The organism is Serratia sp. HNCC26DJ244 (assembly GCF_057180565.1).
In genome coordinates, this window is sequence record NZ_JBXUGO010000011.1 from 16,245 (window position 1) to 39,336 (window position 23,092).

Annotated in this window: 20 protein-coding genes, 1 pseudogene and 1 riboswitch; of the genes and pseudogenes, 11 read left to right on the forward strand and 10 right to left on the reverse strand. The window is 47.4% G+C overall.

Annotated elements, in window-relative coordinates; translation table 11 throughout:
- Positions 1–122 precede the first annotated feature (122 nt).
- Positions 123–1,520, forward strand: a complete 1,398-nt coding sequence (gene trhP, locus AC2A06_RS10595) for a prephenate-dependent tRNA uridine(34) hydroxylase TrhP (RefSeq protein WP_484380241.1) — start codon at positions 123–125, stop codon at positions 1,518–1,520.
- Between the two features lie 418 nt (positions 1,521–1,938).
- On the opposite strand, the gene eptB is transcribed toward trhP, so the two are convergent.
- Together eptB and AC2A06_RS10605 are read right to left on the reverse strand one after the other, a co-directional pair.
- The gene (eptB, locus tag AC2A06_RS10600) at positions 1,939–3,630 is read right to left on the reverse strand and encodes a kdo(2)-lipid A phosphoethanolamine 7''-transferase (RefSeq protein WP_484380242.1); all 1,692 of its coding nucleotides are present in this window, start codon (positions 3,628–3,630) and stop codon (positions 1,939–1,941) included.
- Between the two features lie 76 nt (positions 3,631–3,706).
- Positions 3,707–3,888 (reverse strand): annotated as a pseudogene (locus tag AC2A06_RS10605) (IS256 family transposase); the annotation flags it as partial.
- A gap of 419 nt (positions 3,889–4,307) precedes the next feature.
- Between AC2A06_RS10605 and srlA the strand changes: the two are divergent.
- From srlA to gutQ, 7 genes are all read left to right on the forward strand, one after another.
- Positions 4,308–4,856 (forward strand): PTS glucitol/sorbitol transporter subunit IIC, encoded by a 549-nt coding sequence (srlA, locus tag AC2A06_RS10610; RefSeq protein ID WP_023492587.1) that lies wholly within the window; start codon positions 4,308–4,310, stop codon positions 4,854–4,856.
- Between the two features lie 15 nt (positions 4,857–4,871).
- Complete coding sequence (gene srlE, locus AC2A06_RS10615; protein ID WP_484380243.1) at positions 4,872–5,849, forward strand: PTS glucitol/sorbitol transporter subunit IIB; 978 nt, start codon at positions 4,872–4,874, stop codon at positions 5,847–5,849.
- 18 nt (positions 5,850–5,867) lie between these two features.
- On the forward strand, positions 5,868–6,251 hold the full coding sequence (gene srlB, locus AC2A06_RS10620) for a PTS glucitol/sorbitol transporter subunit IIA (RefSeq protein ID WP_473197230.1): 384 nt from the start codon (positions 5,868–5,870) through the stop codon (positions 6,249–6,251).
- Positions 6,244–7,023 carry a sorbitol-6-phosphate dehydrogenase gene (gene srlD / locus AC2A06_RS10625; protein WP_484380244.1) on the forward strand — a complete coding sequence of 260 codons (780 nt, stop codon included), beginning with the start codon at positions 6,244–6,246 and terminating at the stop codon, positions 7,021–7,023. The genes srlB and srlD overlap by 8 nt, the downstream gene beginning before the upstream one ends.
- 132 nt (positions 7,024–7,155) lie before the next feature.
- Positions 7,156–7,512 (forward strand): transcriptional regulator GutM, encoded by a 357-nt coding sequence (gutM, locus tag AC2A06_RS10630; RefSeq protein WP_023492591.1) that lies wholly within the window; start codon positions 7,156–7,158, stop codon positions 7,510–7,512.
- A gap of 82 nt (positions 7,513–7,594) precedes the next feature.
- The gene (gene srlR / locus AC2A06_RS10635) at positions 7,595–8,368 is read left to right on the forward strand and encodes a glucitol operon DNA-binding transcriptional repressor SrlR (protein WP_484380245.1); all 774 of its coding nucleotides are present in this window, start codon (positions 7,595–7,597) and stop codon (positions 8,366–8,368) included.
- Positions 8,361–9,332 (forward strand): arabinose-5-phosphate isomerase GutQ, encoded by a 972-nt coding sequence (gene gutQ / locus AC2A06_RS10640; protein ID WP_484380246.1) that lies wholly within the window; start codon positions 8,361–8,363, stop codon positions 9,330–9,332. The genes srlR and gutQ overlap by 8 nt, the downstream gene beginning before the upstream one ends.
- A 43-nt stretch (positions 9,333–9,375) precedes the next feature.
- On the opposite strand, the gene thiD is transcribed toward gutQ, so the two are convergent.
- Positions 9,376–10,176, reverse strand: a complete 801-nt coding sequence (thiD, locus tag AC2A06_RS10645; RefSeq protein ID WP_484380247.1) for a bifunctional hydroxymethylpyrimidine kinase/phosphomethylpyrimidine kinase — start codon at positions 10,174–10,176, stop codon at positions 9,376–9,378.
- Positions 10,173–10,967 (reverse strand): hydroxyethylthiazole kinase, encoded by a 795-nt coding sequence (thiM, locus tag AC2A06_RS10650; protein ID WP_484380248.1) that lies wholly within the window; start codon positions 10,965–10,967, stop codon positions 10,173–10,175. Before thiM ends, thiD begins: the two co-directional genes overlap by 4 nt.
- A 36-nt stretch (positions 10,968–11,003) precedes the next feature.
- A riboswitch (TPP riboswitch) is annotated at positions 11,004–11,104 on the reverse strand.
- A 204-nt stretch (positions 11,105–11,308) separates the two neighbouring features.
- On the opposite strand from thiM, the gene AC2A06_RS10655 reads away from it, so the two are divergent.
- On the forward strand, positions 11,309–12,208 hold the full coding sequence (locus AC2A06_RS10655; RefSeq protein ID WP_484380249.1) for a tyrosine-type recombinase/integrase: 900 nt from the start codon (positions 11,309–11,311) through the stop codon (positions 12,206–12,208).
- A 194-nt stretch (positions 12,209–12,402) separates the two neighbouring features.
- Here the strand turns inward: AC2A06_RS10655 and AC2A06_RS10660 are convergent, their stop codons facing one another.
- The 5 genes from AC2A06_RS10660 to AC2A06_RS10680 all read right to left on the reverse strand — a co-directional run bounded on the left by AC2A06_RS10660 (position 12,403) and on the right by AC2A06_RS10680 (position 17,595).
- Entirely contained in the window at positions 12,403–13,320 is a 918-nt protein-coding gene (locus AC2A06_RS10660) for a nucleotidyl transferase AbiEii/AbiGii toxin family protein (RefSeq protein WP_484380250.1), read from the reverse strand.
- A complete protein-coding gene (locus AC2A06_RS10665; protein WP_473197224.1) occupies positions 13,313–14,086 on the reverse strand; it encodes a type IV toxin-antitoxin system AbiEi family antitoxin in 774 nt (257 codons plus the stop codon). The genes AC2A06_RS10660 and AC2A06_RS10665 overlap by 8 nt, the downstream gene beginning before the upstream one ends.
- An 847-nt stretch (positions 14,087–14,933) precedes the next feature.
- Entirely contained in the window at positions 14,934–15,410 is a 477-nt protein-coding gene (locus AC2A06_RS10670; protein ID WP_484380251.1) for an Lrp/AsnC family transcriptional regulator, read from the reverse strand.
- 95 nt (positions 15,411–15,505) lie between these two features.
- Positions 15,506–17,167: a 2-isopropylmalate synthase gene (gene leuA, locus AC2A06_RS10675; RefSeq protein ID WP_484380252.1), complete on the reverse strand. Its 1,662-nt coding sequence runs from the start codon at positions 17,165–17,167 to the stop codon at positions 15,506–15,508.
- A gap of 200 nt (positions 17,168–17,367) precedes the next feature.
- Entirely contained in the window at positions 17,368–17,595 is a 228-nt protein-coding gene (locus AC2A06_RS10680) for a hypothetical protein (protein ID WP_484380253.1), read from the reverse strand.
- 367 nt (positions 17,596–17,962) lie between these two features.
- Between AC2A06_RS10680 and AC2A06_RS10685 the strand changes: the two genes are divergently transcribed.
- Together AC2A06_RS10685 and AC2A06_RS10690 are read left to right on the forward strand one after the other, a co-directional pair.
- Complete coding sequence (locus tag AC2A06_RS10685) at positions 17,963–18,415, forward strand: Globin (protein ID WP_473197223.1); 453 nt, start codon at positions 17,963–17,965, stop codon at positions 18,413–18,415.
- On the forward strand, positions 18,381–21,125 hold the full coding sequence (locus AC2A06_RS10690; protein WP_484380254.1) for a PAS domain-containing hybrid sensor histidine kinase/response regulator: 2,745 nt from the start codon (positions 18,381–18,383) through the stop codon (positions 21,123–21,125). Before AC2A06_RS10685 ends, AC2A06_RS10690 begins: the two co-directional genes overlap by 35 nt.
- 59 nt (positions 21,126–21,184) lie before the next feature.
- On the opposite strand, the gene AC2A06_RS10695 is transcribed toward AC2A06_RS10690, so the two are convergent.
- The gene (locus AC2A06_RS10695; RefSeq protein ID WP_484380255.1) at positions 21,185–23,077 is read right to left on the reverse strand and encodes a sensor domain-containing diguanylate cyclase; all 1,893 of its coding nucleotides are present in this window, start codon (positions 23,075–23,077) and stop codon (positions 21,185–21,187) included.
- Positions 23,078–23,092: the final 15 nt, after the last annotated feature.

Below are 23,092 nucleotides of genomic sequence, written 5' to 3' on the forward strand. Positions count from 1 at the left end.
ATCTCGCGGAATTCTTGCCAGTAGTTGCTGATTTCTTACCAGAGTGCCGCTACAATCCCCTGCTTTTGCTGCACCACACGGTGGTGCAGTGCTGACCTGAAATCAGACCGAGAACCACTACTATGTCCACACCTGAATTGTCCACACCTGAATCGTTTATACCTGGGTCGTTTACACCTGAACTGCTCTCTCCAGCGGGAACGCTGAAAAACATGCGCTACGCTTTTGCCTACGGTGCTGATGCCGTCTATGCTGGCCAGCCACGCTACAGCCTGCGAGTGCGTAATAACGAATTTAACCACGAGAACCTGGCGCAAGGCATTAATGAAGCCCATGCGCTGGGTAAAAAATTCTATGTGGTGGTGAATATCGCCCCACATAATGCCAAACTGAAAACCTTCCTGCGCGACCTAAAACCGGTGATTGCAATGGGGCCAGATGCGTTGATCATGTCTGACCCGGGTTTGATCATGATGGTGCGTGAAGCCTTCCCACAAGTGGACATCCATCTCTCAGTACAGGCAAATGCCGTCAACTGGGCTACGGTAAAATTCTGGCAACAGATGGGGTTAACGCGCGTTATCCTGTCGCGGGAATTATCACTGGATGAGATTGCCGAGATCCGCAGCCAAGTGCCGGAAATGGAACTTGAAATTTTTGTCCATGGCGCATTATGTATGGCCTATTCGGGCCGCTGCCTGCTTTCTGGCTATATCAACAAACGTGACCCTAATCAGGGCACCTGTACCAATGCCTGCCGTTGGCAGTACAAGACCGAAGAGGGTAAAGAAGACGATAGCGGCAATATCGTGCATCTGCACGAACCTATTGCGGTACAACAAGTTGAACCCACTCTGGGGGTTGGCGCCCCCACGGATAAGCTATTTATGCTGTCTGAGGTACAAAAGCCCGGTGAGTATATGAGTGCCTTTGAGGATGAACACGGCACCTATATCATGAATTCAAAAGATTTGCGTGCCATTCAGCATGTGGAGCGCCTCACCCAGTTAGGGGTACATTCACTGAAAATAGAAGGCCGCACCAAATCATTCTACTACTGTGCCCGTACCGCGCAGGTTTATCGCCGTGCTATTGATGATGCCGCTGCGGGCAAACCGTTTGATCCCAGCCTGCTCACCACGCTGGAAGGGTTAGCACACCGTGGCTATACCGAAGGATTCCTGCGCCGCCATACCCATGACAGCCACCAAAATTATGATTATGGTGCTTCGATTTCTGAGCGTCAGCAATTTGTTGGGGAATTTACCGGTGTCCGCCGTGATGGTTGGGCTGAAGTCGATGTAAAAAATAAATTCTTGCTCGGTGACAGTGTGGAAATGATGACGCCAACCGGGAACATCGTATTCACACTGGATAAAATGCAAAACAAGAAAGGCGAAGCCATCGATAGCGCACCCGGTAACGGACATATCGTTTATTTGGCGATCCCAGAAGATGTCGACATCAATTATGCATTACTAATCCGTAACTTACCGACAAGTAATAGCATAACTAATTGATAATATTTATATTTTATAAAAATCCTTTTTTATCGCCCCTCACTGGGGCGTTTTTTAGCAAATATTAGAATCAGATCACATCAATTAGAGAGTGAATTGGTTATTATCACCACGCTTAAAAATAAGAACGAAAATATTTGCATAGCAATAATAGGAACCACCTCCTTAGCCAGTCCAATCTCCCTTGGGCTGGCCTTTTCTTTTTTACTTCCTTTAAAAATATTTAAATTAAATAAATCCGTAATCTACCCCCTCTTTTTGTTTTATTGAAACAGGTAATTGATTTTTATACTTCCTAAATAATTCGAGTTGCTTGTAGGCAGCCAGCGATAGAATCGTTCAAATGTACATACTGGTACGGTTTGGCTTCGCGGGTCGAAGCCAAATGTCGTCACATCGCAACTTCGCTCCCGCTGGGTCATATTGCAGGTTGAGTATTCTGGCCAGGTGCCTGACACCAATTATTTTGTGCATTAATCCCACCATCGGGTGAGGTATAGCCTAAACAACCGAGGATCGAGTCAAACAATTCAGCATGACGATGGGTTCTCCCCACCCGCTGCTCGGCCTGTAATTGTTCAAAGGCAGTAAGGTGCTCGGGTTGCGCCAAAAACTTATCCGATGCCCATACCATCAATGGCACGCGAAATTGCTCTGGTGGTGCCATTTCACGCGGGATACCGTGGAAATGGGAGTTATCATCAATTGACTCGCCGTGGTCTGAGGCATAAAACACCAGCGCTTTCTTATCCCGCATTTGGTCAATGATATTTGCGATAAACGAATCGGTATACAACACACTGTTATCAAACGCATTAATTAACTGCTGCTTACTACAAAAATCATCCACGCCCATGCACTCCGGCTGGTAACGGGCATAACTGCGTGGATAACGTTGGGAATAGAGATAATGTGAGCCTTTGGTATGCAAAATAACCAAATGTTTACCCGCCGGATAACGCCTAAGCGACTCCTTTAACTCATCCACCAACAGCATGTCATCAACGGGTTTACCATCATTACGTTTCTCAGAAGCAATCAATTCACGAAATGAGTAATTATCAGTATTTGCATTGTTGTAGAACCATATTTCGCTCTGCATCGCGAATAACTCAGAGGTGAAACCTAATGATTTCATGACAGAGAATACGTTTTGCTCTTTCAGAGTGCGTTGCGGGTTATCTTCTGTGCCGCCTTCGCGTACAAACATACAACGCAGGGAGAGCTTGGTAGAGGTATCACACGAAGTACCGCGAAAGGCGACTAAATTCTTCTCTTTACTCAGGCGCGGGGTGGTATCGCGTGAATATCCCAGCATCCCCATATGATCCCAACGGGTGGTTTCACCGATAATAAACACAACATAGGTTTCATCAATGCCAACTGGCGCGACATAAGTATGGTGTTCAGCAGGATCATACAGCGTTGCCGCATCATACTTTTCATCGTATTGCGTGTAAGCGTATAAACCCAATGCAGCCAACCAGTTAGAAGGCAAATAAGAGTGAGCAACTACACCACCGTAACTGGGTAAATCCACGGTATTCAACAGTTCATCCGCACGTTGTACTTTATCCAGATAGCGTAAAGGCAACCAAACCAGCCCGACCGCAACTATCATCAACACTATCGGTTTGATACGCTGCCCCGGCGTCTTGAATTGCTCCAGCAGGGTAAACCGCAGGTTATTTTTCCAGATAAGTAACAAAGGCAAGGTACTGACCAGCACTATCCAGATAACAAAATGCAACCCAATGACTTCTTTGGAAAGGTCTGTATCTGTAGTTAAGACAGAAATCACAATGCCATAGCCGATCACAACATTGAAAAAAGTCATGTAATAGCTGGCAGCGACTGAGATTAATACCAGCAGAGTGGCGATCACCCGATAAAACAACCGCCCACCGAGGGAGATCACTCGCATCACAAAAAAGGTAAACAGAATAATGGCCATCACTTCTGTGATAGCTGACACCAATGCTATACCTTGGACACCTTGGCTAAATGAGTCAAAACGGCGATAAAAGACAGAAATATTCAGGAAAATGCCAATGTAAAAAGCCAGCAACAAAGAGAGACTTTGCTGCGATAAAGATTTTACTCTGTCCATAAAACGCCAGATCTCCAAAAATACTACTCAGGGGTTGAATCGAGACTATAAAAATTTTTGTGTAAACTGCTGTTTATTATAAATAAAAATAGTCACCGAACATGCTCATAAACGGCGTCACGGCTGGATTCCAATCTCGTGGTGGCATTGTCCACTTTTTAGCAATCTGGTGTAAAGCTAGATACAGCAACTTCAGCACCGCAACTCACTTGGGAATGACCGTCTGCTCTTGGTAATCTCACGCAGGCTAGCATTGATTTGAACGCTGCTTACAGCGGCCCCGTTAGGAGCGAGGCGCAGGAAGAGTCGAGTATCTGGACGCAGCAACACCCAAGCCGCTTGAAGTATGAAGAGTATATCCCATGATTTCCCCCGCCACTTGAATACTCGTGAGTAACGCTCCCCACCTTCACGCTCTCTGAACGTTTAAAAAACAGTCAACCCCACCGTTCATTGTCACGCCAGCCTTGAGGGTGATCTAACCCTCTATCCCTTTCTCGGTCTCATTCATCGTTTAAAACTTACTTTCCTTTTATCTATAACTTTCGAAATAAAATATTTTTCTTTTAATGTGATCCATTTAAAACAAACAAAACATAAAAGTGACTATCGTGACACCTATGGCCACGGAGAGCAGATCAACTCCCAGCCATAACGTCCATCACAGGAGAAAAGTAATGATTGAGCTAATAACCCACGGAGCAGAATGGTTTATCGGGCTGTTTCAAAAAGGGGGGGAAGTGTTCGTTGGTATGGTAACGGGCATTTTACCCTTGTTGATCAGCTTATTAGTGATCATGAATGCGTTGATTAACTTTGTTGGTCAGCACCGAATTGAACGCTTGGCACAGCGTTGTGCCGGTAACCCGTTCTCCCGTTATCTGCTGTTACCACTGGTAGGTACTTTTGTATTTTGTAATCCGATGACGTTAAGTCTCGGGCGTTTTATGCCAGAGAAATTCAAGCCGAGCTACTACGCCGCAGCATCCTATAGCTGTCACTCGATGAATGGCCTATTCCCCCATATCAACCCTGGTGAACTGTTTGTCTTCCTGGGGATCGCCAGCGGACTGACCACGTTGGGGCTGCCACTGGGGCCGCTGGCAGTGAGCTATTTCCTGGTCGGGTTAGTCACCAACTTCTTCCGTGGCTGGGTCACGGACCTCACTACTAGCCTATTTGAACGCAAGATGGGGATCCAACTGGATCGTCAGGTTCAACTTTAATCCGTGGAGTGCAGCATGAGTACTTATATTCGTATTGAAAAAGGGGCTGGCGGCTGGGGTGGTCCATTAGAACTCCCGGTGGTACCCGATAAAAAAATTGTCTATATCACCGCCGGTACTCGCCCGGCCATCGTCGACAAACTCAATGAACTCACTGGCTGGCCTGCGGTGGATGGTTTCAAGGAGGGCGAACCTCCCGCCGCAGAAATTGGTATTGCGGTTATTGATTGCGGCGGTACATTACGCTGCGGTATCTACCCAAAACGCCGCATCCCTACCATCAATATTCACTCCACTGGCCGTTCCGGTCCACTGGCCCAATTTATTCTGGAAGATATTTACGTTTCTGGGGTTCGCCAAGAGAACATCAGCCTGGTTGAGCAGGAAGCGCCGGTGACTTCACAGCCACCAGCACCAGCCAAAGTGCGTGATTACGATAGCAGCAAAAAAATCACTGAACAGAGTGATGGCCTACTGGCCAAGGTCGGCATGGGTATGGGATCGATAGTGGCGGTGTTCTTCCAAGCCGGTCGCGACACCATTGACACGATACTAAAAACCATCCTGCCTTTTATGGCTTTTGTCTCGGCATTGATTGGTATCATTATGGCCTCCGGGTTAGGTGATTTTATCGCCCATGGCCTGACTCCCCTTGCCAGCAGCCCAATTGGTTTGGTCACACTGGCGCTGATCTGTTCCTTCCCGCTGCTTTCCCCCTTCCTCGGCCCTGGTGCGGTCATCGCTCAAGTTATCGGCGTACTGGTGGGGGTGCAAATTGGTCTGGGTCATATTCCTCCTCAATTGGCGCTACCAGCACTGTTTGCCATTAACGCCCAAGCCGCCTGTGACTTTATTCCGGTGGGCCTGTCACTGGCAGAAGCCAAACAAGACACGGTGCGCGTTGGCGTACCTTCGGTTCTGGTGGGGCGCTTCCTTACTGGTGCACCAACCGTCTTGGTCGCCTGGGCCGCATCAGCCTTTATTTATCAATAAATGAAACAGAGGAAAATTATGAACACCATTTTCCAGACCACCATTACTCAAATCGGCGATTGTGCCCGTGATGCCCTGCTGGACAACATGATAATCACCTTTCGTGAAGGTGCCCCGGCGGATATTGAAGAGTATTGCTTTATTCATCAACACAGCGATACCACCGGGGAATTGCGCGTGGGTAGCGTGATGCAGTTGGGGGAAAAACAGTACCCCATTACCGCCGTTGGCAGCGTTGCCAACCAAAATCTACGTGAACTGGGGCATGTCACCGTCCGTTTCGATGGCGAAGCACACGCCGAATTCCCCGGCACCATTCACGTCACCGGGGTAACCCCCACGGATATTCCCTTGGGTAGCACATTTAAATTTATCGCATCATCAGGAGTCGCTCATGTCTGAAGTAGCTGTAGTGATAGGCGGTGGCCAAACATTGGGCGCTTTTCTCTGTCATGGCCTGGCACAAGCGGGTTACCGTGTTGCCGTGGCTGATCTGAATGCCCATAACGCCCATCTGGTGGCACAGCAAATCAATCAGGAATATGGCGATCAACGTGCCAAGGCTTTCCAGGTGGATGCCACCGATGAAGCCAGCGTGATAGCGCTGGCTGGTGAGGTTAATGGCGCTTTCCACCAGGTGAATTTACTGGTGTACAGTGCGGGCATTGCCAAAGCCGCCCCTATTACCGATTTTCCATTAGGTGACTTTGATCGCTCGCTGCAGGTCAACCTGGTGGGTTATTTCCTCTGTGCCCGAGAGTTCTCCCGCCTGATGATCCGCGATGGTATTGCCGGGCGTATTATTCAGATCAATTCCAAATCCGGTAAAGTTGGCAGCAAACATAATTCCGGCTACAGCGCGGCCAAATTTGGCGGCGTCGGGTTAACACAATCGCTAGCGCTCGACCTGGCGGAGTATGGTATTACCGTGCACGCACTGATGCTGGGTAACCTGCTCAAATCACCGATGTTTCAATCTCTTTTGCCTCAATACGCGCAGAAATTAGGCATCAAACCGGAAGAGGTGGAAAAATATTACACCGATAAAGTACCCATGAAGCGGGGTTGCGATTATCAGGATGTGCTGAATGTACTGCTGTTCTATGCCAGTGATAAAGCATCCTATTGCACTGGCCAGTCGATCAATATTACCGGGGGCCAAGTAATGTTCTGACCGGGCTTTTAGCGCTAAGCCGATTTTAACGCTGACCGGGCTTTTCGAACTAACTGTACTACCATCCCACGTCAAGCGGCAGGGCCCCCCTGCCACTTGCACTCATTGAGATAACGAGAGGAAAATCGCCCCATGACTAATGCCCTGATCTGTTTTGCTGTGATCGCCTGGCTGATGCAAATTGTTCTCGGTTGGTGGCAAATCCAGCGCTTCAACCGTGCTTTCGACCGTTTATGTCAGTTGGGCAACGTGGGGGTTGGCCGTTCCGGTGGCCGATTCAAACCCCGGGTGGTATTGGTACTGGCCTTCGACACACAACAGCGCGTGTGTGGCAGCCTGCTGATGCGCGGCCTGACTATTTTCGCCCCCCCCAAGCCGCTCCCCCAGTTACATGGTTTGCATCAACAGGCGCTACGCCCGGAGGTGATCTTTCCCGAGGATCGGGCCTGCCAAACTGCACTAGCATTAGCGATCACATCAAAATCATGATATTTTCACATTAAAAGACATTACCTTTCATAGTGAATTATTCACCGAGAGGAATGCTCGACTCTTGTGAACAGGAATCGCTATGAAACCAAAGCAGCGGCAAGCCGCTATCCTTGAATATTTGCAGCGGCATGGCAAAACCAACGTTGATATTCTGGCAGAACATTTCTCCACCACCGGCACCACTATCCGTAAAGACCTCACCTTACTGGAAGAACAAGGCGAAGTGATCCGCACCTACGGCGGGGTGGTACTCAGCCGGGATGAGGGCGATCAACCTATTGACCGCAAAACCCATATCAATAGCGAAAAAAAACGCCAGATCGCCTATGCGGCGAGCAAACTGATCGATGATGGGGATTCACTGATCTTCGATACGGGGAGTACGGTGTTGCAGATGGTACCGCATTTGGCACAGTTCAATAATATTACGGTGATGACCAACAGTTTGCATATCGTCAATGCGCTGGTGGAGCTGGATAACGACCAAACCATTCTGATGCCCGGCGGCACCTATCGTAAAAAATCGGCCTCTTTCCACGGCAGTCTGGCGGAATCGGCATTTAAGCAATTTAGTTTCGATAAGCTGTTTATCGGCGCTGATGGCGTCGATCTCCATGCCGGGGTGACCACCTTTAATGAAGTGCACAATGTCAGCAAGGCGATGTGCGAAGCCGCCAGCCGCATTGTACTGCTGGTGGACTCATCCAAATTTGGTCGCAAAAGCCCCAATGTGGTGTGCGAACTTAGCGCCGTCGATACCTTAATCACCGATAACGGCATTAACCCTGATTATTTGGCCGCACTGCAGGCCAAGGGGATCAATATTATTCTGGTGGGAGTGCCTGATGAATAACAGCAATGCACTGATCAATTTTGCCCGTGAAACATTAGAAATTGAACTCAAAGAGGCACAGCGTCTGCTGACTCGTCTGGATGATAACTTTGTCCGTGCTTGTGAGCTGGTGTTGAATTGCCAGGGCAAAGTGGTGGTTTCCGGCATTGGTAAATCTGGGCATATCGGCAAGAAGATTGCTGCATCACTGGCTAGCACCGGCACCCCTGCTTTCTTCGTCCATCCTGCTGAAGCCCTGCATGGCGACCTCGGTATGATTGGTGTTGATGATGTGGTGATCTTTATCTCCTATTCTGGTCGCGCCAAAGAGTTGGAGCTGATTCTGCCGCTACTGGCAGAAAGCAACATCCCGGTGATCGCCATGACCGGTGGCAAAGAGTCACCGCTGGCGCTGGGCGCTGCCTGTACCTTGGATATCAGTGTCGAGCACGAAGCCTGCCCGATGGGTTTGGCACCCACCTCCAGCGGGGTCAATACCCTGATGATGGGCGATGCGCTGGCGATGGCGTTGATGCGCCAACGGGGCTTTAATGCTGAAGACTTCGCCCGTTCTCACCCTGGGGGGAGTTTAGGGGCTCGTCTGCTCAATCGAGTCCATCACGTGATGCGTAGTGGCGATCGCCTGCCAAAGGTTGAGGAAAATGCCACAGTCATGGATGCCATGTTGGAGCTAAGCCGTACTGGCCTTGGGCTGATTGCAGTATGCGACCAGCAGCAAAAAGTGGTCGGGGTGTTTACCGATGGTGACCTGCGCCGTTGGTTGGTAAAAGGCCATAGCCTTAACGACAGTTTGCGCCCAGCGATCACTCGCCCAGGTTACCGGCTGCCCGAACAGTGGCGTGCCGGGGAGGCATTGGAAGCGTTGCACAAGCAGCGCATCAGTGCCGCCCCGGTGGTCAATACTGATGGTGTTCTGGTGGGTGCCATCAATCTGCACGACTTGCATCAAGCCGGGATTAGCTGAAACAGAACGGCCTGGTTCACCAGGCCCATCGCTAAAAAGTCACTTACCACCAGGCATGGAAATGATGCACCGGACCAATCCCTTGCCCCACTTCAAGTGTGTCCGCTTGCTGTAAGGCTAATTGCAGATACGATTTTGCTGCCGCCACGGTCTGTTGCCAACTCGTGTGGCGTGGGCGTAATGCCGCCAACGCCGCCGAGAGGGTGCAACCAGTGCCATGGGTGTGCCGGGTGCTGATACGTGGTGAGCTGAATCGCTGTTCAACCCCGGGCATAAATAGCCAATCCGGGCTTTCACCTTCAGTCAAATGCCCCCCTTTCATCAACACCGCCTGGCACCCCATCGCCAATAGCGCCCGCCCCTGCTCACGCATCTGCTGTTCTGTTTCCGCCGGTTGGCAAGCCAATAAAGCGGCTGCTTCAGGCAAGTTGGGGGTGATAATCGAAACCAAAGGCAGTAATTCACGGCGGATAGCCTCTACCGCCGCCGGGTCCAGCAAAGGATCGCCGCTTTTAGCCAGCATCACCGTATCCAGCACCACATAAGGCAGAGCATAATGGCGCAACCGTTCAGCAACCGCTAAAACAATATCTGTATTCGCCAACATGCCAATTTTGGCACTATCAATGCGCACATCGCTAAGCACTGAATCGAGTTGCGCCGCAACAAAAGTGGGCTCGATGTAATATACCGACTGTACCCCTTGGGTATTTTGTGCCACCAGCGCGGTAATCACCGACATACCATAGGCCCCTAATGCGGAGAATGTCTTCAAGTCCGCCTGGATCCCGGCACCACCACTAGGGTCGGTGCCAGCAATGGTTAAAGAATTAATCCGTTTCATTGCAGATCCTCCGCACGTAATTGATAAAGTGCATCAAGAAACGCCGGGGTAAAACTCCCAGGACCAGCGCAGCGCTCGGTGGCTTGGGCACCGCATAACGCCATCACACGGCAAGCGGTGGCAACATTATCCAATCGGTCACCCGGAAGGCTGCAAAATGCCGCCACCACCGCCGATAAAGCGCACCCGGTGCCCACCACGCGGGTCATCAAAATATCGCCGCCGTTTACCGCCCAATCGCGCTCCCCATCAGTGATGTAGTCGACCTCCCCGGTCACCACCACCACCGCGCCACTCGAGCGTGCCAAGGTACGCGCTGCGGGTAACGCCGCCAAGGAATCATCCAGACTATCGACACCGCGACCACTGGCTTGCAGGCCACTGAGCGCCATCACTTCTGAAGCATTACCGCGGATCGCTGCCGGGTGCAGAGTCAGCAAATGCCGTGCAAAGGCGGTACGATAATCCAGCCCACCGACCGCAACCGGGTCTAACAACCAAGGTTTCCCTGCCTGATTGGCGGCATCAATGGCCGCTAACATCGCCTCTGCCTGTGGCCGGTTCAAGGTACCGATATTAATCAACAAGGCATCCGCCAAGCGGCTGAACTGTGCCGCTTCTTGCGCTTCCACCACCATCGCTGGCGAAGCCCCTAGCGCTAACAGCACGTTAGCCGTGAGTTCTTGCACCACTTCGTTGGTTAAACAGTGCAGCAATGGCGGGTTACGTTTGAATTGGTTAAAACAGGCCGCGGCACGACTGCCGGGTAGTACATCAGGTCGAGTGAACATATTCCTCCCAACCGGCGTTCAAGAAGGCGGGTACCGGTTGAGATACCAAGACTTCCCTACGCTGGCATAATCCAGATCAGGTAATACGGGTAAAATCTCAGCCAATACTAACGGTACAGGCACCCCGAGTCAGAACTTGCCATTATTGGGGCTGGATAGGATAAGGTCAACCGCCTGTTTAGAATACTGAGTGAAGAATGCAAAGCTATAAAAAAGGAAAACGTGTTCAACAACGGGCTACAGGTTAGTCTCTAGTCGCTCGCCAATGGCACTGCCTACAGGTTGCTAAAGTGAAACGAGCCATAGCTCCGGGTAGAGGAGACGCTAGTCTATCAGTAGACATGAATGCTCTCTTCACTGACTGGCTGAAAACAAAATGCCCAGAAGCCTCGAAAGCAAATAGGCAATCCATCTGGAACAAGCACTGTAAACCCCTTTACGATCTGCCGCCTAACAACCTGACCTATCAGCATGTGTACTCACTGCTCATCGCTCTGGGGCCAACCAATGCGGCACATAGAGCATGCCAGATTGTTCGTGCCATGATGTTATACGCCTTCCAAGCTCATGGTATAGAAAGCCAACCAGGGCAGCCAGTATACGTTCCTCAGAAATTATCTGAAGTACATGATCGAAAAACTGTGGCTGCCGTTATCGGTAAAGTTCGTGAAAATTGCCGGAGTGCAAAACAGTACCGCACTCTCTGGCACTGCCTTGGCGATACTCCATCACATGCAGCAATGCGTTTCCTGATGGTCACCGGGGCCAGGAAGAGTGAAGTAACGAAGATGACATGGTCCGAGCTGAATTTGGAAGCTAAAATCTGGACTCTGCCCGCCACAAGGACAAAAACCCGGCAAGAACGCATCTACCCTTTCCCCGAAGTACTCATTGAGCTGTTAAAGGAATGGGCTTGGACTCGAAAAGACAGTGATAGCCTTGTTTGGGGCTACATTGGTGAGACAACGATGGCACATTCAGCAGAACGCTTACGCCCGATTGTTGGCAATGATTTCACGACACATGATATTCGCTATAGCGCCGCGTCATTGATGAGTGGTGAGGCAGGTATTGATCCGATGGTTGTCGATTTGCTGTTGGGGCATAGAGTTAAAGCGGTTACATCCAAGATTCTTGCGACTTACCAACCTAAAGCTTTTCAGGAGAATGTGAATGCTGCCTGGCCTGTTTGGTTTAAGTGGTTTGAGCAAAATATTCTATTTGAAGAAGAAAATTCATGATGCATTGGTGTGTTAATGCTGATAAATAAAGCTTATTTAGTTGGAATTAGTAAAACCTACGCTTTAGCCTACACTTTCATAACCAGTTGATTTATTTGTTGTTACTACCCTGCTGCACTTTGACAGATTAGTCAAGAAGTTTACAAAAAACCGCAAAGTTACACTAAAGGTGAATTTACAAGTAAAATACTAAACTATTTTATCCACTCGGCAAGAACCGCCTCAAGCTTGGCCAGCGCCTGAGTATGCTTATCTTTTGGTATGTGCCCAATATTTTGCAACTTCCATTTTACCGCTGGCAAATGCTGAATCTGCTCTTCAGGAGCCAGACTCCAGTCCGGTTGACCACTTTTGAAAGACATCAAAAAATCATAATCCCGCTGCATGAATTGTGCTTTGAGAGCAGTAACCATTAAGTTGGGTATCGCATTGAGTTCTTCAAGAGAGACCGCATCGAATATCATTCCATTAAATTCATTTGCGTATGGCAGAGAAATATCTTTCCAATGAGGATCTAAAATTTCTGATAACGGGCGCTTATGTCCCAGTAGATAAGTGATGAAACCATTAAATATCTGGCGATCAATACCCTGCGTTTCAAGCAGCATTTTGACGTCATAAAAATCACGGGGATGTTGCCTATCCAGCGCAGCACAAAGCTTTCCACCATAGAGATCGGCAAGCGATACAACCTGAATAGCAGCGAAACCGAACTCATCTTCTACCGCTTCAACAACATCACGTTCTTCTGGGGGATACAGCGTACCTCGCGCAACAGGCGAAACTTCTATCTTTATCTGTGCCTCCTGAGAAGAAACAACAATGCGCATTTCATCAGGATTATTCGTTTGTAGTACCGCCGAAATGCCAGCCTGTTGTTGCAGTATTTCAGCAATACGCGTCAAAGCAGCCCGAACGTTTGGCAATGCCTCATCTCTGCTTTCCAGCAGAATGTAAGCCAAATCGATATCAACCGATAGACGTGGAAAATCACGGACAAATAAGTTTATTGCCGTCCCACCTTTTAGCGCAAAGCATCGCTCTAATGCCACAACAGGTAATGCACTAAGCAGCAACGCAACTTGCCGATAATAAGGTGATTGCTTATCCATGTGAGATCCCTCTGCTAACAAAACTCTCTGGAACAGTGATCTGATATTTTTGATCCAGCTTGCCACCAGATACGATCTGTCGTTTCCCGGCACCCAAATCAATGCTGGTTTTATCTATTCGCTTAACCCATGCATGAGCATAGTGATCGGCCAGAAACAGGTAAAGGCGGTTAGTTTTCACTGCGCGACTGGATTGCAACAACACTTCGACTTTACGTGGACTCAGATTTACCAACCCCTGAAACAGCTCCGCAGCGTGCTCAAATGAAAGCGAACCTGGGACTGCGTTAGCAATCTCGTAAGCAGCTAATTCCAGTACACTCGCTCTCAACCGCTCTCCTTTAATTTCTACCTCTGTCAGATATTTTTCGTCATGCATATTGAGCTTCTGATTAGAAAGTAAAAGCCACTCCACATTGGGAAATTCTTTGAACCACTTTGGCAACGAAGCTTTGTCATCTACGCAAAGCCAAATTGCCTGACGCGTTAAGTGAAGATAATGAGAGCGTCCCTGCCAGGTCAAGCTAGTAAGCCCCGCCAGATGCACAGAAATCCCCAGCTGATTTTGCAAGCATAAGACGGCATCGTTCCACTGAGGCTCGCGCCCACTTCGCACGTATACCCCAGCTCGTAGTTTTTGCAACCAGTTGCTGTGCATATACTTATTGGCTAAAGAAGGACTAATACCATTTTTTGTCAGCCAGGACTGTAGTACCAAGGAGCCGGGCGCACTGTTCTGTAAAAGCCAGTTTAGTTTTGAAGCCATACATTAACCATTGGTTTAATAATACAACTAAAATTAAACCATCAAATTGATGATCTTTCAATATTGAACTTAAGTGCTCAGATTTTCTGGGAAGTCTAAAGTGAAGCATGCCTACTATCTATAACGTAATGAAATTCATCAAAGACACATTATTAGCATGGGAATTATAACTAAAGGTTATTAACTTTCCATTATTTGTAGTATTTTTTTCTATCTATTGAAAGATTAACAACTCATCCCCATTAATTTTAAATTGGCTAACATAGCGCCAACAAACAATCTGGATGTCCCGGTAAGTATCAAGGTAGTTGTCGTCCTCAGTTAATTTATGCAGCCTGTTTTTCCCGCTCTGGGTTGAGCGTGACGCTATCCTTCCATTGCTTTTTCGCATAATCAAGAGTGAGCCGTTCGAAATCCTGCCAATTCGCAGGTGGAGACTATTTTCACTACAATTCCTGCCATAAATCCATCACTGAAACATAACACTCGCGAACCGGGCAATATTAGAAAACATTTTTGGATAGCCTAACGGCTCTGTCATACTCGCTCAATCTCTCCGGCATAAAACCATTTGATAGGATAAGGTCAACCATTCGGTCAGAGCCAGCAAAGTGAAGCCGTATTAATTTTTTATAATAACGCACTAATCTTACTCAGTAATCGCGCGGGGATAAGCATGGGATCTGGTTGGCGGTACCTCGATTCCCCCCGAGGTCATTTTGTTTGACCTCAGGAAGGTGAGACGACCAGAATACTGACCTGTGAGCAATATCCCTGGTTGGCAAAAGCATTGACAGGCAACTGGTCGAAAGCCAAATCTTCACAAATTGGCAATAAAGCTAATCAATCAGAGGCTATCCACCGGTAATTTAACTTTATCTATGACTTTGCGTAAAATAAAGCTTGAATGTAAACCACTTACTCCAGGCATTTTTGTTAGTCTATCTAGAAGAAAACGCTCATAATGCCTCATATCTTTAACTATCACTTTTAAGATATAATCGGCAGATTGCCCCGTAACTATATTGCACTCAATAACTTCCTCCATTTTTATCACTTCCTCTTCAAAATCTGCAAATCGGTCAGTTGTATGGCGATCCATCTCTACTGCCAAATAAATTTGAAGGTCGTACCCTAAAATCTCCGGGCTCAGTAATGTGACATAACGACTAATGACTCCCGCTTCTTCTAATTGTTTTATCCTTCTGGCACAAGGTGTTGGTGAAATCCCTACTTTTTCGGCTAGCTCTATATTGCTAATTCGACTGTTATCTTGAATGATATTTAATATTTTCTTGTCAACTCTATCGAGAGAAATAGCCATTTTTTATCCTGAAAAATGAGAGTGGCATTTAACCCAGAGATATTAACCTCATAATCCTCTGGGTAATTATTATCAATAAACTATGCTTAGTAGGATTATCCCTGGCATAGTTCGTATCTTCCCAGAGCATTAAGTAATGCCTGGAATGAAGCCTGAACAATATCTTGGCTCCTACCTATACCACAGTAACGTTGCCCATTAATATTCGCTTGAATATATGCCATGGCTTCCGAACTCTCATTTTCGCCCAAGGTATGCTCATTATAATTTACGATATCAATTATATAGCCAAGCTCTTTGGTGATAGCACGCACAAAAGCCTCTAGCGGTCCATGCCCCTCAGCCTTGATATCAATGACCTGCTTTTCTTTTTTCAGACTAACATTTAGCTTAATATTTTTATTATCATAATGAATATTAAACCCATCTATTGAGTATGCATTTTCAACTTCAAAATAGCTCTCATTAAATAGTTTTGCAATAATTTCAGATGATACTTCACCTTCAATTCTTTCTGCTTCATGTTGTACTATAGGGCTAAAATCAACCTGCATCCAGCGAGGAAGTTGCCAGCCATATTCGTTTGCCAGTATATAACCTATCCCCCCTTTACCCGACTGGCTATTGATACGAATGACCTCTTGGTAGGTACGCCCTACATCCTTAGGGTCTATAGGAAGATAGGCAACCTGCCAAGCAGTCCCTGGTTGATATTTTTTTAGGCATTTATTAATTGCATCCTGATGGCTTCCTGAGAATGCAGCAAAAACAAGTTCACCAGCATAAGGATGGCGTGGATGAACATTGATCTGCGTACAACGCTCAACAGTCCGGATAATATGATCAATATTAGCAAGGTGGAGTTCAGGATCTACGCCTCTGCTATATAAATTCATGGCTGCGGTGATAATATCCATATTGCCGGTACGCTCCCCATTACCGAGCAAAGTCCCTTCAACCCTATCTGCCCCAGCCAGCAAGCCAAGCTCTGCAGTAGCCACCGCACAACCACGGTCGTTATGGGTATGAAGACTAATAATAATATTTTCCCTATGTATTATATGATCACATACCCACTCTATCTGGTCTGCATAAACATTGGGCGTTGTCATTTCTACCGTAGCTGGCAGATTAATGATGGTTGGACGCTCTGCGGTAGGTTCCCATATGGCATTAACGGCATTGCATACTTCTACAGCATAATCCATTTCAGTCCCTGTAAAGCTTTCCGGGGAATATTGAAATTGCCACTGTGTTTCCGGATATTGCAATGCATAGTTTCTTACCAAAATTGCACCTTGCACCGCGATTTCTTTAATTTCATTTTTCGATTTACAGAATACTTGTTCGCGCTGTATGGTGGAGGTCGAGTTGTAAAGATGAATAATTGCCTTGCGTACACCTTTTAAAGACTCGAAACTTTTCGCAATAAGTTCTTCCCTTGACTGAGTCAAGACCTGGATGGTGACATCTTCAGGAATAAGATCATTCTCAATAAGATGACGAATGAAATCGTAATCTGGCTTTGATGCTGCGGGAAAGCCAACTTCTATCTCTTTAAATCCTACCTCAACGAGTAAGTTAAAAAGCTCTAACTTTTGCGCAGGTGACATGGGGTCAACAAGCGCTTGATTACCATCTCTGAGATCAACACTACACCAAATGGGCGCTTTTTGGATTATCCTATCAGGCCAGCGACGGTCATCCTTTTTCAACGGGTTATAGGGCAGGTACTTATTGTGATTAAAAGAACTCATATCATGACCTTTTTGTAAGAGTAACCACTCTGTTTTTTAGACTTAAATAATACCCTATCATATTGGGATATAAACACCATTCTAAGTCGATAATTCACCAAATATTAGCTAATAAATGATAAAAAAATGAGTTTTTTAGTGAATCCATGATCACCCAGAGATCTGAAACATTCACTGTTATAAATCTTCCTACATCCTGATTAAGCCTCTGCAAGGATAGTATTATGCGTAAAGCCTGCTTCACTAAACTGCAAAATGGCATTTGAATCGATCATGATTTGGCCTCCAGCCGAACACGCCACGAATTGACTCTTTCTTCCACGGTTCCCATGGCTGATTTTTATGCCAATGGAAACATCAATGTCCAACAAGAGAAAAGCCGGAGTTCTATGAAAACCTGCTTTAAGCCCCTTCAGCTCAGGTTGCATGTTCCTTGCTCACCGATCAATTTGAGATTGGCCCAGCTTTTACATTACTGGCCGCAAACTCCGACAAAAAGCATCAAGTGTCCAGCGAAGCCATTGTCCTACAGATGGGATAAGGTCAACCGCCTTGGTGAGGTTCAGGATTCGCTTTTTAAATGCTAATAAATCGCCTTTTGGCTGCACCGAGCAACGGTTTGGATAACGCGCGCTGTTGTTCTTGCGCTTCCCTTGTTGTTAACTAGACTAATTGAATATCAATGACATTCTCTCTACCGGGGAAGTCATCAAGCTAGGCCCTCGCCAATCGCCGCACTGTGAGTTCTGGTGGAATTATCTTGGTCGCAGGGTGAAAATCGCAAGAGAGAAGCCCGTGAGCACAAATTACGAAGCCTTGTTCAATAACAGTTATGACCGGATCACCAGCAAAGATCGCGGAGATCAGTTTTTCTCTCATTTCTATAAATTGTTCGTTGAGAGTACCCAAGGGCTGAGTATCTTTCCGGTGTCTGATGATCATCTGCAGCAACAAAAAATTATTTATAAATCATTTTTTTATATGCTTTCCGTTGCCACCACACATATCGTCTCTGACTATCTGGAGCGTGTTGCCCGTGAACAGAGTGCCCAGGGCCTGAATCTGCCCGCTGCGGTCTTCGCTTATTGGCGCCGTGCCGTTTTGCAAACCGTGCGGGATCTCGACCCGTTATGGGATGAAGATGTTATCACTGCGTGGGCTATTTTTATGGCACCAGGGCTAGAGTTTATGCGGCGTCAGGCAGAGTTGCACCATGACGCGAATAAAGGCAACCACCATGAATCCTAACCTGTTATTACCCGCACTCGATGCCACCCATGCTGCATTGCTGGTTTATGATGCCGATGAGCGGCTATGTTATTGGAATAGCAAGGTCACTGATTATTATCCGGTGCTGGCAGGCAAATTACAGCAAGGTGTTACACTGCAAGACATTGTCGGTGTGATGATCAATACCCGCCATCAGGCGGCCAATCAGCAGAAAAGCGCCAGCTTGGCCAAAACACTGCTTCATCATTATCGGCAAGAATCACACTATGAAATTCGTGAGATTGCCAACCATACCTTTTATATACAACATAACCGTATTGCCACGGGTGGAATTATCAGTCTGCATACGGATATTAGCCACTTCGCTGATATTGCCAGTAGCCGACAAACTCAGAACAATAATTTTATTCTGGCCGCAGAAGCCTCACGCATCGGTATTTGGGATTGGGAATACACCCAAGATCGGTTACATGTTAATGATGCTTTATTATCGTTGCTCGGTATCAGCCATAATGAAAATGAGTATACCTCGGCCCTTTGGCAGCAAGTCATTCACCCCGATGACTTACCTTTGTTATTGCAAGGTGTTGACCAAGCCAATAAAGAACTATCACCGCTATTTTCCTGTGAAGTGCGCATTAAACACCACTGTGGTGATGAGCGTTGGGTATTGATTCAAGGGCAAATTATCTCTCCAGATATTAACGGAGAATTGATGCGAGCGGTGGGGACCCTACAGGATATCACCGAGCGGAAAGAGGCAGAAACCTCCTCTCAGCAAGCGGTAGAGCTGGCCCACGCTGCCAACCAGGCCAAGAGTGAGTTTCTGGCCAATATGAGCCATGAAATTCGTACCCCAATGAATGGTATTCTGGGGATGACCCAATTGTGCCTGGAAACCAATCTCAATAAAGAACAACGCGATTATATCAATATGGTGTATTCTTCAGCCCGCGCCTTATTGAAAATAATCGATGATATTCTCGACTTTTCCAAAATAGAAGCAGGTAAAATTATCCTTGAACTGGAAGATTTTGCCCTACGCCCGTTGATCCATGAAATTACACGCCCATTAACGCCCAAGTTTTCCGAAAAGGGGCTGGAATTAATCGTTGATATTCACCCCAATACCCCGGCAATCGTACACAGTGATGCACTGCGCTTGCGGCAGGTGATTACCAACCTGATTGGTAATGCACTCAAATTCACCCACACAGGCGAAGTGGTATTACAAATTACCCCAGCGCCAACCCCAGACGATAGGCTAACGTTTAGTATCATTGACACCGGAATAGGCATTCCTGCTGAAAAGCAGGCGGTGATCTTTGAGTCATTCAGTCAGGCAGACAGTTCTACTACTCGCAAATATGGTGGTACTGGGTTGGGATTAACCATTTCAGCGCGACTGGTGGAAATGATGGGGGGCAAATTGCAGGTTTCCAGCCAGCCTGAGCAGGGTAGCTGTTTCTATTTTTCACTGCCGATTAATGCCAACGAAACGGCCCCAACCCGTGCGACGGTGGTGCTACCAAGTTGGTTAAAAGGAATGGATGTTTTAGTGGTGGATGACAACGCCACTAACCTGCGCTTGCTGTTTGATATGCTACGCAATAACGGGTTTAAACCCCAGACGGTGAATTCCGGGCGAGCAGCACTGGAATTGTTAAATGAAGGCCAGCGTTTCCCACTGATTCTGCTCGACTCCCAAATGCCAGAAATGGACGGTATGGCACTGGCGCTGGAAATTATGTCCACCCCCAGCTTACGCCAGTGCAAATTGATTATGCTCAGTTCCATGAGTAACCAGCTAGATACCGGGGTGCTGCGTAAAGTTGGGGTTTCCAGTTTTCTAACCAAGCCCATTGATGTTACCGAACTTCTGGAAGCCATCATCGATACCTTTAATCCTGAGGAAGTTCCGATCCCACCGCCCGCCTCCACCATTGCGCCGACACCGCCCCCGGTAGTCAATAGTCATGCTCTACATCTGCTGGTGGCGGAAGATAATCTTATCAATCAACAACTGGTGATTAATTTTATCCGCAAACTGGGGCATACCTGTGATGTGGTAGGTAATGGCAAGCTGGCCCTGCAGAAGTTACAACAGAATCATTATGATGTGGTTTTAATGGACTTGCAGATGCCCGAAATGGATGGCACCGAGGCAGTACAACAACTGCGCGCCAGTGAATCATTACAAGCTGGCAAGCATCAGCCGATTATCGCCATGACCGCTCATGCGATGAAAGGTGACCGTGAAAGATGTCTGGCCCAAGGGTTTGATGGCTATATCAGTAAACCCATTTTGCTGGACAACCTGGGAAGCGAAATTAAGCGGATGCTTACCGGTGACCCAGCTGCACCAGCTACACCAGCCACGCCCAAGGAAAATATCTTTGATTATGAGCAGAGCATCGCTCAATTAGGTGATGATAGAACCTTATTCAGCGAATTAGCGGCGATCTTTATTGAAGAGATCCCTACCCTCCAGCAAGCCCTGGCCAATGCCATAGAAAAACAGGATATTGAAGCTATTCGCCGTAGTGCCCATCAGCTAAAAGGGGAATGTCTGCATTTTGCCTGCCCCCCGTTGGAAAACAAGCTGAGCCAGATTGAACAGGCTGCCGCAGCAGGTAATATGGCGGTAATTACCAAGCAATATCATGGTGTTGATGAGTTATGCCAACAATTACAAGCGGAATTACTCGCCTGTAAAGATCAGCTTTAAACAGCGTTGATACCCAGCAGGCTTAGGGATAAGCCCGCCATGATAGGTCTTCGCAGCCATCAGGCTTGCTTACTTCCGTGAATCAAATAGTTACTCTTACCTGCTGATTTGGCACGATACATCGCTTGATCTGCCTGTAATAACAGCGTCTTGATGGTGGTGTCGTCACCGGTATAAATAGAGGCTCCTATACTGGCGGATACGTTTATCGCATGCCCAGCAATAAACGCCAACTCAGCCAGTTGAGCCAAGACCTGCTGACAAAAAGCCCGGATTTGTGCCTCAGGATCAGTTAATTGCCCAAGCACAGCGGTAAATTCATCCCCCGCCAATCTGGCAACAAACCCCCTGTTTTGGATACAATCACTCAGTAAATTGGCGAATATTTTCAACACGTTATCACCAAACTCATGTCCCAGATTATCGTTTATCTGCTTGAAACCATCCAGATCAATAAACAATACCGCCATCGGTAACCCAGTCGCCAGGCATTCGGCCCTGGATAATTCCAAATGATGAAGAAATGCCCTGCGGTTAGGTAAGCCAGTTAGCATATCGTGAGTGACGTCATATTCCAGACGTTGCTGCAATCTTTTTAGCTCACTGATATTCATCGAAAGGATATAGAACCCCTGAGTTTCACAAGGTACCAGCGTGGTATGAACCGCCAATAAGCCCGCCTGAGTCTTAAGTTCATTCTCAAAACTGACCGTTTCCCCTTGCAACGCTTTTTCAATCATCGGTTTGGCGACAAGATAAGCCTGCTCACCCATAAATTGCCGCAAGGTCATGGTCTTTAGTGACGCCTCATCAATACCAAACCAACGCTGATAAGCACTATTGGCAAACTGATAGACTTCATCTGTACCCACTTGGCTAATCAAGGCTGGCATATTATCAGTAATGGCCCGCAAACGTTCTTTTTCTGCATTCAGTTGATACTGGGCATTTACCCGGCTTTCAATCTCCAGATTCAGTTTATTCACTACCGTATTTAATTCTTGGGTGCGTGATATCACCCGCTCCTCCAGCTCCTGCTGCAAGATACGCAAATTATTTTCAGCTAATTTACGTTCACTGATATCAACCAGCACGGAGATCAAATGATGCGGCGAGCCATCAGACAAACGGTTAAGCGCGACGGTCAATTCGACCCAAACCAGCGTGCCGTCGAAGCGGAAATAACGTTTCTCCATCGAATAGGTGGAGATTTCATTTGCCAGTAGCTGCCTCAGCAACTCCAGGTCATTATCCAGATCATCCGGGTGTGTAATGTCCTGGAATGTCCGCGCCATCAACTCCGGCTCACTGTAACCCAGAATGTCACATATACGCGGATTGACCCGTAACCAGTAACCCTCTAATGAAACCAGCGCCATCCCCACAGCCGCCTGAGAGAATGTCTGCTCAAACAGCGCTTCGGAACGTTCCAAATTCAATTTCAAACTTTCGGTATAAATATCCCGCTCTATATTGTGTAAATACTCTTCGATAACTGCAGCAAAATCCTGCAAGTCGGTAGCTTTTTTTGCTGAAAAATCATGCGGTTGCTGGTCGATAATACAAAGCGTACCTAACGGTAAACCATCAAGCGACAACAGAGGTTGCCCGGCATAAAAACCGATATGGGGAGGCCCCTGAACTAACGGATTATCAGCAAAACGCGGATCCAGAGCGGTATTGGGGACAATAAAGGTTTCCCTCTGTAAAATGGCATGCCCACAAAATGAGATCTTTCTTGGTGTTTGCGGCGCATCCAGACCAAAACGCGACAGAAACCACTGCCGATCCCGGTCGATCAAAGAAATTAAGGCAATCGGTACGCCAAAATAACTGGCCGCCAGGCGAGTAATTCTGTCGAGCTTTTCTGTTGCCCGACTATCCAGAATATGCAATGAATCCAATACACATTGGCGCAATGGCTCATTAGCGGGTATGCAAGGTTCGATCATAATCCCCCCAATGCT

Bases quoted from the DNA above. Each gene is read 5' to 3' on its own strand.
- trhP (WP_484380241.1), top strand. From the start codon at position 123: ATGTCCACACCTGAATTGTCCACACCTGAATCGTTTATACCTGGGTCG.
- eptB (WP_484380242.1), bottom strand. From the start codon at position 3,630: ATGGACAGAGTAAAATCTTTATCGCAGCAAAGTCTCTCTTTGTTGCTG.
- srlA (WP_023492587.1), top strand. From the start codon at position 4,308: ATGATTGAGCTAATAACCCACGGAGCAGAATGGTTTATCGGGCTGTTT.
- srlE (WP_484380243.1), top strand. From the start codon at position 4,872: ATGAGTACTTATATTCGTATTGAAAAAGGGGCTGGCGGCTGGGGTGGT.
- srlB (WP_473197230.1), top strand. From the start codon at position 5,868: ATGAACACCATTTTCCAGACCACCATTACTCAAATCGGCGATTGTGCC.
- srlD (WP_484380244.1), top strand. From the start codon at position 6,244: ATGTCTGAAGTAGCTGTAGTGATAGGCGGTGGCCAAACATTGGGCGCT.
- gutM (WP_023492591.1), top strand. From the start codon at position 7,156: ATGACTAATGCCCTGATCTGTTTTGCTGTGATCGCCTGGCTGATGCAA.
- srlR (WP_484380245.1), top strand. From the start codon at position 7,595: ATGAAACCAAAGCAGCGGCAAGCCGCTATCCTTGAATATTTGCAGCGG.
- gutQ (WP_484380246.1), top strand. From the start codon at position 8,361: ATGAATAACAGCAATGCACTGATCAATTTTGCCCGTGAAACATTAGAA.
- thiD (WP_484380247.1), bottom strand. From the start codon at position 10,176: ATGAAACGGATTAATTCTTTAACCATTGCTGGCACCGACCCTAGTGGT.
- thiM (WP_484380248.1), bottom strand. From the start codon at position 10,967: ATGTTCACTCGACCTGATGTACTACCCGGCAGTCGTGCCGCGGCCTGT.
- AC2A06_RS10655 (WP_484380249.1), top strand. From the start codon at position 11,309: ATGAATGCTCTCTTCACTGACTGGCTGAAAACAAAATGCCCAGAAGCC.
- AC2A06_RS10660 (WP_484380250.1), bottom strand. From the start codon at position 13,320: ATGGATAAGCAATCACCTTATTATCGGCAAGTTGCGTTGCTGCTTAGT.
- AC2A06_RS10665 (WP_473197224.1), bottom strand. From the start codon at position 14,086: ATGGCTTCAAAACTAAACTGGCTTTTACAGAACAGTGCGCCCGGCTCC.
- AC2A06_RS10670 (WP_484380251.1), bottom strand. From the start codon at position 15,410: ATGGCTATTTCTCTCGATAGAGTTGACAAGAAAATATTAAATATCATT.
- leuA (WP_484380252.1), bottom strand. From the start codon at position 17,167: ATGAGTTCTTTTAATCACAATAAGTACCTGCCCTATAACCCGTTGAAA.
- AC2A06_RS10680 (WP_484380253.1), bottom strand. From the start codon at position 17,595: ATGCAACCTGAGCTGAAGGGGCTTAAAGCAGGTTTTCATAGAACTCCG.
- AC2A06_RS10690 (WP_484380254.1), top strand. From the start codon at position 18,381: ATGACGCGAATAAAGGCAACCACCATGAATCCTAACCTGTTATTACCC.
- AC2A06_RS10695 (WP_484380255.1), bottom strand. From the start codon at position 23,077: ATGATCGAACCTTGCATACCCGCTAATGAGCCATTGCGCCAATGTGTA.